Source organism: Acidicapsa borealis (genome assembly GCF_059115245.1).
Genome location: NZ_JCACNY010000001.1, coordinates 5938779 through 5953860, shown reverse-complemented (window position 1 = coordinate 5953860; position 15082 = coordinate 5938779). Strand labels below are relative to the sequence as shown.

Below are 15082 nucleotides of genomic sequence, written 5' to 3'. Positions count from 1 at the left end.
GCGACCGGCTAAACCGCTCCGCGCAGCTTCTCCCGGGTCAGCCCATTCAGTGTCTGTAACTCTTCCGGCAACGGCGGGCTAACAATTCCCGGCTGCACCAACTCCATCACACTCTGGGGATCAACCGCGCCCGACTTGCCCCGCAGCGCGCCCTTGACCCAACCGACCGCCGCCAGACCGTCCTCCCCGGTAAACACCTGCTCCATGTAGAACCAGCGATTGTCCCACCCCACCATCCGCGTCGAAAGCGTAAACGGCGCCCATAGCGGCAGCGACCGCCGGTAGGTGATCCATACCGCTCCCACCACTGGCACCCAGCGCTCACGAAGGATGGTCTTCACCACCCCGCCCCGTGCCAGCAGGTGAACCCGCCCGTAGTCCATCACACTCAGAAACCGGGCATTGTTAAGATGAAAGTTGAAGTCCACGTCGTTGGGCCACACCCGCATCCGCAGCACATCCTCTTCAAACACACCAATCTGCGGCAGCGGCCAGATCGCCTGCCTCAGCACCAGAGCCGGTATTCGAACAAAGCTGTTCCAATGCGCCAACGCAGAATCTCCTGGACGGGGTGTGCGAGGCAAAGAACCGATACCGTCAGGCCCAGTGTACCCGGACGGGAGCGGCCGCGGTCAGATACATATTTCTTGTCAAACCCGCTCAATTGCTTGAGACTGAAGCACATTCACTGTGCCGACTTTGGCTTTATCCGGGAGAGATGCAATGCTGCAATTCCGCCACATGGCGCTTGGCTTCGCACTGTTGTCCACGAGTTTCGCAGGGATCGCGCAGGCACCTTCCACGCCGCAATCCGTACCTCCCACCGTTCCCACCACCCCGCCGATCACCAGGCCGGCGGCGGCGCCATCGCTCATCAAGCCGGCGCCCACCGCCCCGACAGCACCAACTGCCCCGGCCCCGTTAGCGGCTACCACTCACACTCTCGACTCCGCCGACCTGAACGCCTTCTTCGACGGCATCATCCCGCTGCAGCTCGAACGCAGCGACGTTGCAGGTGCCTCGGTGCTGGTGATGAAGGACGGGCAGGTGCTCCTGCAAAAGGGTTACGGCTACGCCGACATCAAGCAGAAGAAGTCCGTTGACCCCAACACGACCATCTTCCGCCTCGCGTCGATCTCGAAGCTCTTCACGTGGGTTTCCGTCATGCAACTCGTCGAGCAGGGCAAGCTCAACCTCGACACCGACGTAAACCAATACCTCGACTTCCAGATTCGTCCCGCGCCGCACTCGGTTTCCGACAAGCCGATCACGCTGCGTAACCTGATGACCCATACCGGCGGCTTCGAGGAGTCGATCCTCAACATTCTCCTCACCGACCCCAAGAAGGCCATCTCGCTCCGCGACAACCTCATCCAGAACCAGCCCAACCGCATCTATCCGCCCGGCGAAGTCCCGGCTTACTCGAACTACGGTGTCGGCCTCGCCAGCTACATCGTGCAGCGGGCGAGTGGAGAGCCGTTCGAGCAGTATGTTCAGGAGCACATCTTCAACCCGCTCGGCATGAACCACTCCAGCTTCTACCAGCCGCTGCCCAAGGCACTCGAAAAGCTGCCCAGCGAGGGCTACCACGGAGACACCACCAAGCCCGTCGTTGGATTCGAGATCTTCAATCCCGTCGGTGCCGGCGGCCTGTCTTCGACTGCGCCTGACATGGGACGCTTCGGCTCCATGCTGCTCAATGGCGGTTCGCTGGACGGCCACCAGATTCTCAAGGCAGACACCCTGGCGCAGATGTGGACCCCGCAATTTCAGTCCAACCTCCAGATGCCGCCCGCCTGCATGGGCTTCTACCAGGACTGGCGTAACAATCTCCACTGGATTGGCCACGAGGGCGACCTGATTGCCTTCCACAGCCTCTTCTTTGTCGAGCCGACGCAGAAGATCGTCCTCTTCATCAGCTACAACTCCGCGGGCGGCGGGGCCGAGCCGCGTCCGGAGCTGATCGACTTCTTCTCGGACCGATACTTCCCCGGCGCGCCAGCCTTCACGCCACTCAAAACCACGCCAGACGAGATGAAGCAGATTGCCGGCAGCTACCAGACCACCCGCCGCGCCGACAGCACCCGGCTTGCGGTCAGCAACCTCTTCGGCCAGCGTTCTCTCAGCTTCGACAAGGATGGCAACCTGGTCAGCCCAGCTCTCAAGGACCTTCGCGGCCACACCCTGAAGTGGAAACCGGTGGGAAAAGATCTGTGGCAGGCTGAAGGCGAGCAGTCCAAGATTTTCGCCATTCGCGACAGCAGCGGCCATATCGTGCGGCTCGCGGTGTCCTTCCCCGGCGTGCAGATCCAGCGCGTTCCCTGGTATGAAAACGGCAAATGGATGATCCCAGCCTTTTCGATCAGCCTGCTGATCCTCGCTACTGTGCTCTTCACTTCCATCCTGCGGACGGGCCGCCGCATCTTCCTGCGCAAGCGGGTCAAACTGGCACCGCAACCTGGCACAGTTTGGCTCGGCTGGGGACCGCGTCTTGCGGCCTTTTCGTGGATCCTGCTTCTCAGCGGCGTTGGCGGCTTCTTCATGAGCAAAGGGGACGAGTTCATGCCGCCCAACCCGGACTGGTTCCTCTGGCTCAACCTGCTGAACGGAGCCGTCGCACTGTGCCTGCTGCTCAGCCTTTTCGCTGTCATCTCCGGCGTCCGCGTCTGGACCCGCGATCTGCGCTGGATCACCAAGGTCAAATTCACCCTGGTCGCGCTGGCCTGCATCATCGTGAGCTACTGGGCTATCCACTGGAACCTGATCGGCCCCACTACTCGCATTTAACGCACACATCCAAAGGGGTCAGGCATCAACCTGACCCTCTTGATTTTGTTGTCATTCCCGCAGGGAATCTGCTGTTGTCATCGGGTTCCGTCAGCAGCGGATGGTTTTCTTCTTCTTCCCTATCTTTCCTGCCGCTTCAGCCTTCGCAATATATTCCAGCGCCGGAGGCACCTTGCAGCCCGTCTTCCCGAAATCCACCGTCACCACACCCATCGCACTCGCGGCGGTTTTGGCCTTTGTTGAGAGCGGAATCACATAACTCGCCACCGCAATCACAAAGCTGTTCATCCGCAGGCGAACACGGTCCGGCGCGGAATGAATCTCCTTCACAATCTTTTGCAGCAGATCTTCAATCTCCGCAAGATCCAGCTTCTCGTCTGGAGTGATCATCACCAGCCCCGAATAGGCCGCCCACCCTGCACTGGCGAGAGCTTCGTTCTCCGACCCGATCCACTCCATCGCCAGCCGGAAACGATCTGGATGCTCGACCGTAACCCACGGCACCGTGTACTCGGCAATCATCTGCAGGCCCGCGGACTGTTCCGCCCACTGCTGCAACAGGGAGGGCGTCATCTGCGCGCCATCGGCGACCATGCCCGCCAGGTACATGGTCTCCATCACACCGGTCGCGTACAGTTCATACGCCACCTGCTGCTGCTTCTTCAATGGCTTCGCGATCACTTTCAGGTCGGCCACACTGACGCCCAGCAGGCGCTCGGCATCCATCCCATGCCGCGCATAGATGGCACGCGTATTCTCGCGCCCCTTGCTCTTCAACTCCGCCATGATCGAGGCAACGTCCGGCATCGTCATCCCTCCGCGCACTCATGCTACGCGGGCGCCAGCCGGCGAGCTACTGCTTTTCTGAAGCCAGATACACCACGACGCCACCCAACAGCAGAATCATTCCCAGCCCGGGCAAGAGATACAGCAGACTTGGATTCATCTTTCCATCGGCAGCAACTGCGGGAATCAGCGTTTCCAGGTGAAATGCCCGTGCCTGCGGCAGTTCTGTAAGCCACTGCCAACCCGACCGCGCCTGGGAAACCGCGAATCCCACCACCATCAGCACGGTGATCGTCAGCGCAAAAATCTGTGCACCCAGGATCGGCTTTCCCATCTGCTCCACCGCAGCATTGCGCCGCCGCAGCTGCGCCCGCCACCACAGAGCCCCGGGCGCGATCCTCGGCGCAGCCAGCACAGAAACTGCCCGGGCAGCGCGGAATCTCCCGGTCAGCAGCACCCGTTCCGAGCACCTCCGGCACTCCGCCACATGCGCCCGCAACTCAGCAGAAGCCCCGTCCGGCCATGCGCCGCGCTCCAGCAGCACCTTGACTTCGCTTTCGCATCCGCAACTTCGCAGCGTCATGGCAGCCTCCGCACAGGCATCTCAGCCTCACGCAGCAGCCCGGCCATCTTGCGCCGCGCCCGGAACAGCAGCAGCCGCACACTCGCCGAAGCCAGCCCCGTCACCTCCGCGATCTCCTTATGCGAATATCCCTCCGCATACGCCAGCCAAAGGATCTGCCGGTCCCTCACCCGCATCTTCCCAAGCGCAGGCCCCAGCACCGCCGCCGAGTCGCTCTGCCCATCGGTTGAAGCGCACGCAAACAACTCTTCCGGCATCTCGTCGATCGACGATGACTTCGGCCTTCGCCAGTGATCGCGCATCAGGTTTGTGGCGATGCGGAATAGGTAGCGCCGCCCGGCGACCTCGCCATCAGCAGCAGAGGGCCGGCGATCCGCGCAGAGATAGCGAACATAGCTTTCCTGCATCAGGTCGTCGGCCAGCGCCGCGTCTCCCGAAACACGGACCAGATAAGCCCATAACGGCCGCGCTGACCGCTCATAGAACCCGGCAAACTGCTCGTTCTCCGAGGCGCTGTCGACCGGGATTGCGGCAGACATGCGCGCATCTCCGGCCAGGCCGGAGAATGCGTGCGAGATTGTTGTTTCCCAATGCATGCTGTGTGTCTCTTTCACCGTATCGCAGAACGGAAGTGTGGAACAGGTCGCCAGACAGTCAGAACGCCATCTTGCACTCGCGTTACTGGTCGTTCCGCCTCAACCCTACCTCCGGCGTAAGCCCCAGCCGCCGTGCCAGAAACCAGGAAGCAGCGGCGGAGAGAATGAACCCGATCCCCGGCATCAGCACCAGTGTTCCGATCACCCGCATCGGCTCATCCATATCCTGCCCGGCATTGCGCAGCGACAGAAACCCGATCCCGATCAACGACAGCACAATTCCGATCTGCAACGGCAGCAGCACGCGCGCCACCGCGTTCGGCATTCGTTGCGAGAACCCGTGGTCCGGTTCAGAGCTCAGCGGAATCGGCATCGCCTCCAGGAAGCGCTTGCCTGCGTCGGTCTGCATGTATTCCAGTAGCTCTTCGTTGGTGCTGAACTTGTCGATCAGCCTGCTGTGGACTTCCGATTGCTGCTTGAATGTCCGGCTCCATCTCCTGCTGCCTTCGAACAGCCGCACCATCCAAAGCAGTGCCCCGGCGATGCAAACGAACACCAGGAACGGCGTCACGTTTTCGATGGACCGATCCCAGGCAGAGTTCGCCCGTGGTACCGGAACCAGGTCAGGCCACACAGCCCGCTCCAGCGCCTGGTCCGGTGACCCGTCGTTCTCCTTCATCCTCGAAAACAGGTAGAAATCCGGGTTCTTCGCGATCTCAGGATGCTCCTGAAGAAACTGCCCCAGCTGCGGATTATTCCGCATCACGTATTCCTGATCCGACAGCAGCGACGGATCACGCGCGACCACCGTGGTGAGCTTCGGGCTGAGTTTCAGCAGCCGGATCAGGTCCTGTTGCGAAGAGGCGGCATCCTTCTCCGAAATCGGCGCGACAGGCCTCGCTCCCGCAGCCTGCGCCGCACCGGTAACAGGCACGGCCATGACTCCGGCAAGAAGGATGACTGGCAAAACAAGAGAACGAAGGCGCGGGCCATTGGAAAAGCGGGACAGTTGCATGGAAATTCCTCTCAGTGAATCAAAGCGTTGTAAGTCGTCTGCCCATACAACGATCCACCCGAGGATCGGTTAACAAGAAAATTCGTGCCTACATCTGCCGCAGTGTCTCGTTCGGATCCAGCCGCGAGGCCCGCCATGCAGGAATGAGGCTCGCCAGCGAAGACACCGCCAGCAGCACCAGCGTCATGGTCGCAAAGGTAGCCGCATCCAGCGCCTTCACCCCGAACAGCAGGCCCTCAACGAAGCGCGTGAGCACGACCGCCGCAACCAATCCGGCCGCAAGCCCATACAAAGCGAGACTCATTCCGCGGCTCAGCATCAGCCGCAGCACGTTGCCGCGCTGCGCACCGAGCGCAATCCGCAGGCCTAGCTCGGGAGTCCGCTGCGCCACCATATAGCTCAGCACCGCATACAGCCCCAGTCCCGCCAGCAGTAGCGCAATGACAGCAAAGCCCGTCAGCAGCATGGTCTGGAAGCGCTGCTGCGCCGTGGTCCGCGACAGCTCTTCGGTATAACTCTGGAAACGGTAGACCGGCACCGCACTATCCATCGTCGCCAATTCCGCGCTCACCCTCTTGGCAAAGCTGGCAGGGTCTCCAGCCACTCGCAGCGCCACCGCCGGGATCGCAATCGGTGCCTGCTCATAGGGGATGTAATACTCCGGCTTGTCGGCCTCGGTCAGGTTGCCGCGCTTCACATTGCCTACAACGCCCACAATCTCCCGCATTGGCGCTTTTCCATCGGGCCCATCCTTACCCAGCCCAGTGCGAATATGCTGTCCCACCGCGTTCTGCCCAGGGAAGAAGTTCTTAGCAAAAGCCTCGTTTACGATCACCACCGGACGCCCAGTCGCAGCCTGTTCCGTCGAGAGAAAGAACCGCCCCGCCTTCAATGGAATGCGCAGCGTCTCAAAGTAATTCGGCTCCGTCAGGCTCACCCGCGCACTTGGATCGTTCCCATGCGCATCTTCCTTGCCCTCAACCGCGAAGGTGATGCTGATATCCGCCTGCGTTAGCGGGAGAGGATAGGCAGCAGTCGCCATCTGCACGCCTTGCATCGCCTTCAACCGCGGCAGAAGCTGGCCCATGAATCGGGCCTGCGCCTCCTGCGAATACCGCTTGGCCGGCATCGAAATCCGGAACGACAGCAGCCCATCCGGCGTAAACCCCGGGTCAACCTTCATCAGCCTGTCGAAGCTATGGATCAGCAGCCCCGCGCCCACCAGGAGCACCAGCCCCATCGCCGTCTGCGCCACGACCAGCCCGCTCTGCAGCCGGTAGTGCTTGCGCGAAGCCATGCCGCTGCGTCCGCCTTCGCTCAGCGCCTTTGCCGGATCCTGCCGCGAAGCACGCCACGCCGGAAGCACGCCAAACAGCAGCCCGGTCAACATCGAAACGCCCACGGCAAACCCGAGTACCTCGCCGCTCATGGCGATCGAATGGACCCGAGGCAGGTTTGCCGGCAACATCGAAGGAATCACGCTCAACACCGCGCTGGTCCCCAGAATCCCCAGCACGCCGCCACCAACCGAAAGCAGCATCGCCTCCAGCAGCAGCTGCCGCAGCAACTGGCTCCGCGTCGCCCCCAAAGCCGAGCGCACCGCCAGCTCTGCCCGGCGCCGGCTCACCCGCGTCAGCATCAGACCGGCCACATTCGCGCACACGATCAGCAGGAGGCACCCCACCGCTCCGAACAAAATCCCCAGCGGCTTCCGCACATCCGAAACCAGATCGTCCAGCAGCGGAATCACACTCACCGCCGGCTCATTCGCATCCTCATCGGGATACTGCTTCATCAACCCGTACTGAATCGAATCCATCTCCGACTTGGCCTGCGCCAGCGTCACTCCCGGCTTCAATCTGCCCACCACCGAAAGCTGATTCCACCCGCGCTGTTGAACCGACGAATCCTTGCCCGCCGCCTCATCCGCAAACGTCGTCCAGAAGGCAAAGTCCACGTTGGACACAGGGAACATGAACCCCGCCGGCATCACTCCAATGACCGTGTACTCCTTGTCGCTGAAGACAACCGTCCGGCCCAGGATCTTCGGGTCGGATGCGAACTCCGTCGCCCAGGTCGAATGGCTCAACACCACCGGACGCGCTCCCGGCAGCTCCTCGCTGCGCAGGAAACCACGACCTATCTCCGGCTGTACACCCAGCGTCGCGAAGAAGTCCGAAGACACCTGCACCGCCGCGACATGCCGCGCCGGCCCATTGCTGCTGGCCCCGAGATTCGCTCCGGCCGTGGCATACGAAGCCATCGAACTGAAACTTTTGTTCCGCGCCCGCCAGTCAAAGAAATTCGGATACGAGACGTCGTTCCGCACCAGCCCCTTGCCGTGGCTGCTGTTGTCACGCTGAATGTTCTCCAAGGTGTCGAGCGAAACCAGCCGCTCCGGCTCCGGCAGCGCCAACGGCCGCAGCAGAACCGCGTTCACCACACTGAAGATCACCGTAGTCGCCAGGATCCCCAGCGCCAGGGTGAGGACGACAGTCAGCGCAAATCCGGGCGCCTTGCGAAGCTGCCGCACCGCAAAACGAATTTCAAGGATTAGGTTCGCAAAAGCATTCAGCACGTTCATAGGCTAAGAAGTAGCACTTGCATAGCCAAAGAAAACATCTCTGTTATCAACACCTTTGATCCGCTGAAAGCGAATCCGCGTCCATAAACGAACACCAGTGTCCATTCCAGAACGCGAACTTTGTGTCGGAAGAGGCGAAGTCAAGGCTCCAGAACCAGCTCGCACACCGCAGCATGGCAGTTCACTACGCCCCGCCGCGCCAACTGAACCTTTGAACCTGGCGGAAATAATTCCTCGAATTTGCCGGCCTTGATCCGCTCCGCTGCCCCCTCTAACTCTTTCTTTTCGGCAGGCACGGCCTTCACCACGCCATCGCGACCGATCAGCAGACGATACTCGGCCGCACCGCTCGTGCCGTTGGCAGGTCCCAGCGGGATTGTCCGCACTTGGATCAGACCCTCGTGAGAATCGGTCATGGATGATTTCGCGCCTCCCTTTTTCAGTGCGTTGACTCGCTCAGTCAGATCCTGCTGACGCTTACCCGGCGGTACGCGTACCCCCATCAAATCCGATATCGGGTAAGTAGCGAGCGCGAGTTCGTAGACGCGCAACGCCTCATCCTTGTGTCCAAGCGCAGCTTCAACCTCGCCGAAGTGTTCACCGATTTCACCAGACTGCCGGTTACGCCAAGCCGCGCGAAGGAAGCTCTCTGCCTCGGCCGTCTTGCCCTCTCGAAAGAGAGCCCAGCCCAGGGTGTCCCATGTCGCGGCGATCAGGTTGCTCTGCCCCTGCAGCAGGCCGGGATCCTCATCCAGCGTCCAGGCCGAGCTTTCCGTCTCCAGTTTTTCCAGCGCTTTCCGCGATGCAGCCTCGGCCTCGGGTAGATGCTGCCGGGCATCGGCGAGTTCGTAGGCCGCGTCATTCATGACTTCAGCGTTGGCCGTTGTCTGTAACAGCGCCAGCAGCACAGCTCCGCCCTCAGATTTTTTCCCTGCTTTTACTTCTGCTCTACCGACCAGCAGCTGGAGTGCCTCGCGTTTTCTCTGGTCCTCCGGCAAGCGGCTCAGTCCTGCATCCGCCGCAGCAACGGCACCGGAAAAGTCTTCCCGGTTGAGCAACATCGTGATCTGCATGATCAGCGGATCGGCGCTGTCCGGTTGCGCTGCCAGCCACTTCTCCACCGTTGCCCGGGCCTCGGAGTGCTGGTTCATCACTGTCTGGGCCTGGGCCAGCTGCGGATAGGCCGCATACGTCTCCGGATGCAGCCTCAACTCCGCCTGAAAGTCTTCAATCGCCGCAGGCAATTGAAATCGCTGCATCTCCATCATCCCGTAGGTCGCCCAAAGCCAAGCCTGCTCCTTGTTCAGTGCCTTGGCCTCGTCCAGCGTTGTGCGCGCCGAATCCATATTCCTTTGCTGCACCGCTTCGTACGCGGCAGCTATCTTCTTCTGTGCTTCAGCACTCGAAGCCACCGTACTCACGCCGCCTGGACCAGACCCACGTATTTCACTTGCCTCGGACTTTGCCGCGGGTTCTCCTCCAGGCTTGAACGCCACATGCGGCATCAACATGCCATCCTTCAGCTTTTCGATCCGTATATCCGGAGGAACCTGTGTTCTTGAACCGGACACTGTTCCCATTCCGGTCAGGGAGATGTACTTCTCGCTCCCCAGGTCCACCTCGTCGGCCCACTTTTTGTAGGCCTTCCACTCCGCCTGCGGCACCCACTCCTGCAGCACTTCAATGCGCCGCTCCGTGTACACAGTCCCCTTATCGAAACGGTACGTCTCGTCGTAGGTCACATACGGAGACTTGGCATGGACTGCTTCCGGCAGGATCGCGCTCCAGCCGTCCGGCAGTTTCATCTCCGCCTTGGACGTCTCCACTCGCGGCGTACCAAGCCGGATCGCCCGCACTGGAGGCTCTTTCTCATCGATCATTGGCAACCCTACCGGAGCCACCTGCGGGACGATGCGATGGTTCTCCCAATCGCCTGCCCTGTCCCGCTTGTAGTCATAGCTGACTGTCAACGGCTCATTCGTGTCTTCGAGATGACTTATCTCGACGTTGCTGGTTGTCCCGGCATATCCCATCCCATGCGCCAGCTGCTGCACCAGGTCTCCATGCTGCGCCGCAGATGTCTCATGAAATGCCGCGCGCATGAACAGCTCATCATCGCCGCGCATCGTTAACGACAACCGCGATAGCGAAACGCCTTCCTTGTCCAGCGTTCCTTTTGCATCCATGGCGGTAATTGCTGCATAAGGCAGCTTTTCCGGGGTTCGGTCCACATGCGCCGCGCCGCTCTCCGGGATCACCAGCCCCTGCTTGCCGCGGATCGGGTACATCAATGCCTGGTATGGCGCGACCTCGGCGGTAGCATCCAGCCACACCGGCTTCCCATCGATCTTCACTGTCGTAATCAGGTGATTGAACGAAGCGGGCGAAGGCACCGCCTCATTGAAGCGCACCCCAGCCCCGATCAGCACTGCATCCGGATGCAGCCCCACCGCCGTCAGCATCGCCGCGAGCAGCGTGTGCTTGTCCTTGCAATCACCGTACTGGTTCTGCAGCACTTCGGCCGCCGTATGCGGCTGGTATCGGCCAATCCCAAAGGCCACCCCGATATACCGCAGCTGCGACGACACATACGCGTAAACCGCCCGTGCCTTGGCCTCATCGGTCGTCTTGCCCGCCACCAGCTCCGCAACCTTGGCCTTCACTTCGGCATCGGGAAGCATCCGGTCGCCCTCCAGCCCGCGATACCAGGCACCCACCTGTTCCCAGCTTTTGAAGGTCGTCCAAGCTACATCCGGCAGCTTGCCTTCCTTCTCTTCCAGCTCCTGCTCCGGCATAAGGATCTCTTTCTTCTTCCGCTCCTTCTCCGCCTCCGCCTCCTTGCCCACCGTCGGCTTCAACTGCGAAGACTCCCAGCGGTACACCTTCTCGCTACCCGCCAGGCTCTCGATCGCCTTGTGCGCTGGACTCCACACCGTCACCGGCAAATCCTTCGGAACACTTAATTCCAGTACCTCGGACAGCGTCACCGAGTCATGCTGAAGATTCTCCTGTGCCCAGAACTGCCCCGGAGCCTCAGCCTTGGTCCGCACCAGCCTGGCCTGCCACTCCAGCCGGTCGCCCACCCGCAGATTCCGCACCGGAATCTGCATCTGCTTTAAATCGCTGTAGAAAGGAGCAGCCGTCGTGACTGGGTTCGGCATCTCGATGGCCTGGCTCGCGGGGGTCTCCGTCACAGAACCATCCGGCTTTCGCACCCGCACATACGCAATCTCCACCCGCTGCGAACTCCCCGCAAACGGCAGCGTCACCACGCCGAACTGCCGCACCAGCGCATCCGACTGCACCCGCGCCACCACCGTCGTCACCTCCGACCCGGTGCCGTCCGCAGCCATCGTGTACACGTGCTCCAGCTTCTCAATCACGATCGGCTCAGCGGAGTAATCCGCCGCCTTCATCGAAGGCGTCTCCAGCCGCACAGTCGTCACCGTGGTCGTCTTATCGGTCGTCTTGCCAGATGTCTTGTCAGTCGCGCTCTGCCCCCAGCCGCGAACACAAGTTACAAGAAGGAGAAGCTGCAGAAGAATAAGTTTTCGCATGAGTCTGTTAGCGGTATAACAGACATCGCAAACAACCCACAAAACAAATCAAGCCCATTGCCATGACTCGCAATCTCAGGTCTCATTCCGGGAGTGGCAGCCGATGCACCACCTGGTCGGCGGTTAACACCAATAGCGTCTTGTCTTTTCCGCCAGTAATGCGCACCACCCGTACCGGCGACCCCAGCGCAAACCGCTTCAACTCTTTTCCGCTCTTTTCCTCCAGCAGCGATAGCTCCGCCTCACGATTCACCGCCGCAATCAAGCCCAGCGAAGCATTCGTCGCCACCACGTCCCCGAAGAACTCCCCCACCTTCACGCCGGTATCAAGCTTGTAAATCACGGTGTTCTCATGCTCGCCACGCACCATCACAAACCCGCCCGAAACGATCGCCCGCCCCTCGTCCTCCCAGCCGCCTGAGAGATCCGCCTCCGGCACCACCACCTGCTCTCGCGGAACACCTGTCCCGGCCTCTACGGTCTCCAGCAGCAGCCCGCGCTTGCCCATCTTCAGTGCCGCTGCCTCCTGCTGGAGCGCCGGGTAACTCTTCATCTCCGCTTTCGCCGCATCGGAGGACAGGTCCCAACCCAGCACAAGCCGGTTATCCTCAGCTGGCCAGCATGCCGGCACCTCATGCGGATACTCACGCGTCCACGCCACCGCCTGCGTCTCCATCTTCTTCACCTCAAGCATCGCGTGCCGCGACGCATTCGGCACAGCATCCTCCTCGGAATCCTTGCCCGAATCTTTACCCGAATCCTTGCTCCCATCCTTTTTCTTCTTGTCCTTCTCTTCCTTCTTCTTGTCTTTGTCGGAGAGGATCGGCTTGAACCGGAACTGCAAGTCCCTGTACTGGAAGTCGGGCCCTTCAAACTTGCCCAGATCCTTCGAACCCATCGGCGTCGTTGCCACTGAGATCTCCAGCTCCGTCGGATCCTTGTCTACATACTTGGGAAACTGTGCCCAGAACCGGTCAGCATCATCCATCCACTCGCTGCGAAACGGCCGGATCAGCCTCACCTGCTTACCCATCTCCGTCCCCGCCGACAAATCCCAGATCTCCGCGCGGTTCCGCAGAGATATCACCAGATACCGTCCATCCGCGGAAAACTCCCCGGACCGCGGCCTCGGTAGCTCACCGAGCGGCAGCGCAATCTTCGTGGTCGTCGGATTGGCGGTTCCATCCGGATTCCGCTGACCGATGTACAGCCCTCCCGAAGCACCCTCCATGCCCACATACGACTCCCAGATATCCAGTGCGGGAAACTTCGATTCCGCAATAAACTTCCCAGCCTCCGGATCCAGGATCCCCACCGCATAGGACTTGAGCGGAGAAGCCAGCAGGAACCGGCCCTTGCTCACCGCATCCAGCGCCTGGTCCCCGACCTGCACGTCCTTCACCACACGCCCATCCGGAAAACTCAAGATCCGTGCTGGAGACAGCCCCATACCCTTGGACTCTCCCACCACCAACACCTCGTCCGGTCCCAGAAAGCCCATACGCTGCTGCCCCAGATCGTGCAGCTTCCCACTCAGCGCAATCTGCTGCCGCGTCCCCAGATCGAAGGCCACCGCCTTGTTCACCACCGCGACCACCAGGTAGCGGCCATCCGGCGACATCACGATATTCGAGACTCTCCCCTCAGCCCTCTCGGCAAGGGCAATCGCCAGCCACCAGTAACTGGAAGCCATCTGGGCCGTCTCATAGAAGTTCGGCTTGTCATACAGCACCTTGCCGCTCTCCACATCGATCAGCCGCACACCGATCTTTGGCAGAAACCCACCCCGCAGCGACATACTCGCGCATACCAGCGTCCTGCCATCCGAAGACAACGCCGTCTGCCCGCAGCCATCGAACACCACCATCTCCTTCACCCAGGCCCGCTTGCCCGTTGCGATCGTCCACTGCTCCACGCGCAACTTGGTATCGTGAAACACCACGCTCTGCGAGTCTGGAGTAAACTGCGCCGCCTCCACATCCGGCGCATCGATGCGGAACAGCATCTTTCCCGCTGCCCGGTCCGCAACCGAAATTCCTGCCTCATCCTGTCCCAGCACATACTTGCCATCGAGACTGAAGCGTATCCGCCACATGCTCGGCCGCAGCGGAGGATCCAGCTTCAAGGGCCGGTCGCCCTCAATCCCGTCCGACGCCAGCTTCGTCCGCTCCTCTACCGCGATCTTCTTCCAAGCAGTAAATTCCGCTGCGGAACCAGCCGGCTTGCCCTTGCACCCAGGCGGCAATGTCGCAATCAACTTGAGCGCCGTGCGATACCGCTGGCTCGCCTCATGCGTCAGCCCCACCAGGTCCGAGAGCCAATTGCCCGTCTTCCCCTTGTTCACCATGCTCTCGTCCAGAAACGAAGCGAAGCTTTCCGCCGAATAGCCCGCCCGCACGACTGCATATAGCCCCACGCGGTCGGCTACGAACTGGTCCTTCTTCTCTTCTTTATCCGGATCCTTGCTTTCCTCGGGCTTCGCCGGAGTCGTAAACATCTGGTGAACCTTGGCAAAGATATCCGCCCGGTCTCCCACCTGCGTTACACCCAGCCGTATGCGAAAGATCCGCGTAAACTCGATCGCTGTCTGATGCGTCGAGATATGCCCGATCTCGTGCGCCAGCACGCCCGCCAGCTCGTCTTCGTTCTTCACCGCCGCCACCAGCTTGCGGCTGATATAGACCCGCCCTCCAGCCAGCGAAAATCCATTCACCTCGCCCGAGTCATACAGGCGAAACCGGTAGTGAACGCCAGTCGGTGGCAACACAGCCAGCAACCGCTCGCCAATCTTCGTAAGTTGGTCATCCGGCGTCGGGGCCACCAGGCGCAGATGCGTCTCCTCATACTCAGCCAGCGCATCCCCAAGATCCTGCTCCTGCCGGTCGGTGAAGATGTTCGGCGCGCTCGAAACCAGCGATGGCGCATCCAGCGTGCATGGCCCGCTCGCAGCAGCCGTAGAAGTAGCCTGCGACCAGCCGCCATTCGAAACCGAAGCAAGAGCAAGACCAAAGGCCCACCAACGCGTTCGCATGCGAACTCCACAAATGTTGAGAATTGGCCACAAGCATAGCAGACTCACAAATCCACTTAACTTGCTAACTCGCTATGCGAGGAGTGCGCTAACTTGCCTCGTAGTTACTGGCGCGGACACCCCCCGATCAGCGACAATCCATA

Annotated in this window: 9 protein-coding genes; 1 reads left to right on the top strand and 8 read right to left on the bottom strand. The window is 60.9% G+C overall.

Annotated features, from left to right (window positions below; all coding sequences use genetic code 11):
* Positions 1-8 precede the first annotated feature (8 nt).
* On the bottom strand, positions 9-551 hold the full coding sequence (locus AC5S27_RS24225) for an acyl-CoA thioesterase (protein WP_493937133.1): 543 nt from the start codon (positions 549-551) through the stop codon (positions 9-11).
* 172 nt (positions 552-723) lie between these two features.
* Between AC5S27_RS24225 and AC5S27_RS24220 the strand changes: the two genes are divergently transcribed.
* Complete coding sequence (locus AC5S27_RS24220; RefSeq protein WP_493937132.1) at positions 724-2787, top strand: serine hydrolase domain-containing protein; 2064 nt, start codon at positions 724-726, stop codon at positions 2785-2787.
* Positions 2788-2877: 90 nt separating this feature from the next.
* Here the strand turns inward: AC5S27_RS24220 and AC5S27_RS24215 are convergent, their stop codons facing one another.
* From AC5S27_RS24215 to AC5S27_RS24185, 7 genes are all read right to left on the bottom strand, one after another.
* On the bottom strand, positions 2878-3594 hold the full coding sequence (locus AC5S27_RS24215; protein WP_493937131.1) for a DNA alkylation repair protein: 717 nt from the start codon (positions 3592-3594) through the stop codon (positions 2878-2880).
* Positions 3595-3640: 46 nt separating this feature from the next.
* Complete coding sequence (locus AC5S27_RS24210) at positions 3641-4156, bottom strand: hypothetical protein (protein ID WP_493937130.1); 516 nt, start codon at positions 4154-4156, stop codon at positions 3641-3643.
* Positions 4153-4752, bottom strand: a complete 600-nt coding sequence (locus AC5S27_RS24205) for an RNA polymerase sigma factor (protein WP_493937129.1) — start codon at positions 4750-4752, stop codon at positions 4153-4155. Before AC5S27_RS24205 ends, AC5S27_RS24210 begins: the two co-directional genes overlap by 4 nt.
* An 82-nt stretch (positions 4753-4834) precedes the next feature.
* On the bottom strand, positions 4835-5767 hold the full coding sequence (locus tag AC5S27_RS24200) for a hypothetical protein (RefSeq protein ID WP_493937128.1): 933 nt from the start codon (positions 5765-5767) through the stop codon (positions 4835-4837).
* A gap of 88 nt (positions 5768-5855) precedes the next feature.
* Positions 5856-8351 (bottom strand): ABC transporter permease, encoded by a 2496-nt coding sequence (locus AC5S27_RS24195; protein WP_493937127.1) that lies wholly within the window; start codon positions 8349-8351, stop codon positions 5856-5858.
* Between the two features lie 140 nt (positions 8352-8491).
* Positions 8492-11908, bottom strand: a complete 3417-nt coding sequence (locus tag AC5S27_RS24190) for a DUF3857 domain-containing protein (RefSeq protein WP_493937126.1) — start codon at positions 11906-11908, stop codon at positions 8492-8494.
* Positions 11909-11990: 82 nt separating this feature from the next.
* Positions 11991-14939 carry a M48 family metalloprotease gene (locus AC5S27_RS24185; protein ID WP_493937125.1) on the bottom strand — a complete coding sequence of 983 codons (2949 nt, stop codon included), beginning with the start codon at positions 14937-14939 and terminating at the stop codon, positions 11991-11993.
* Positions 14940-15082: the final 143 nt, after the last annotated feature.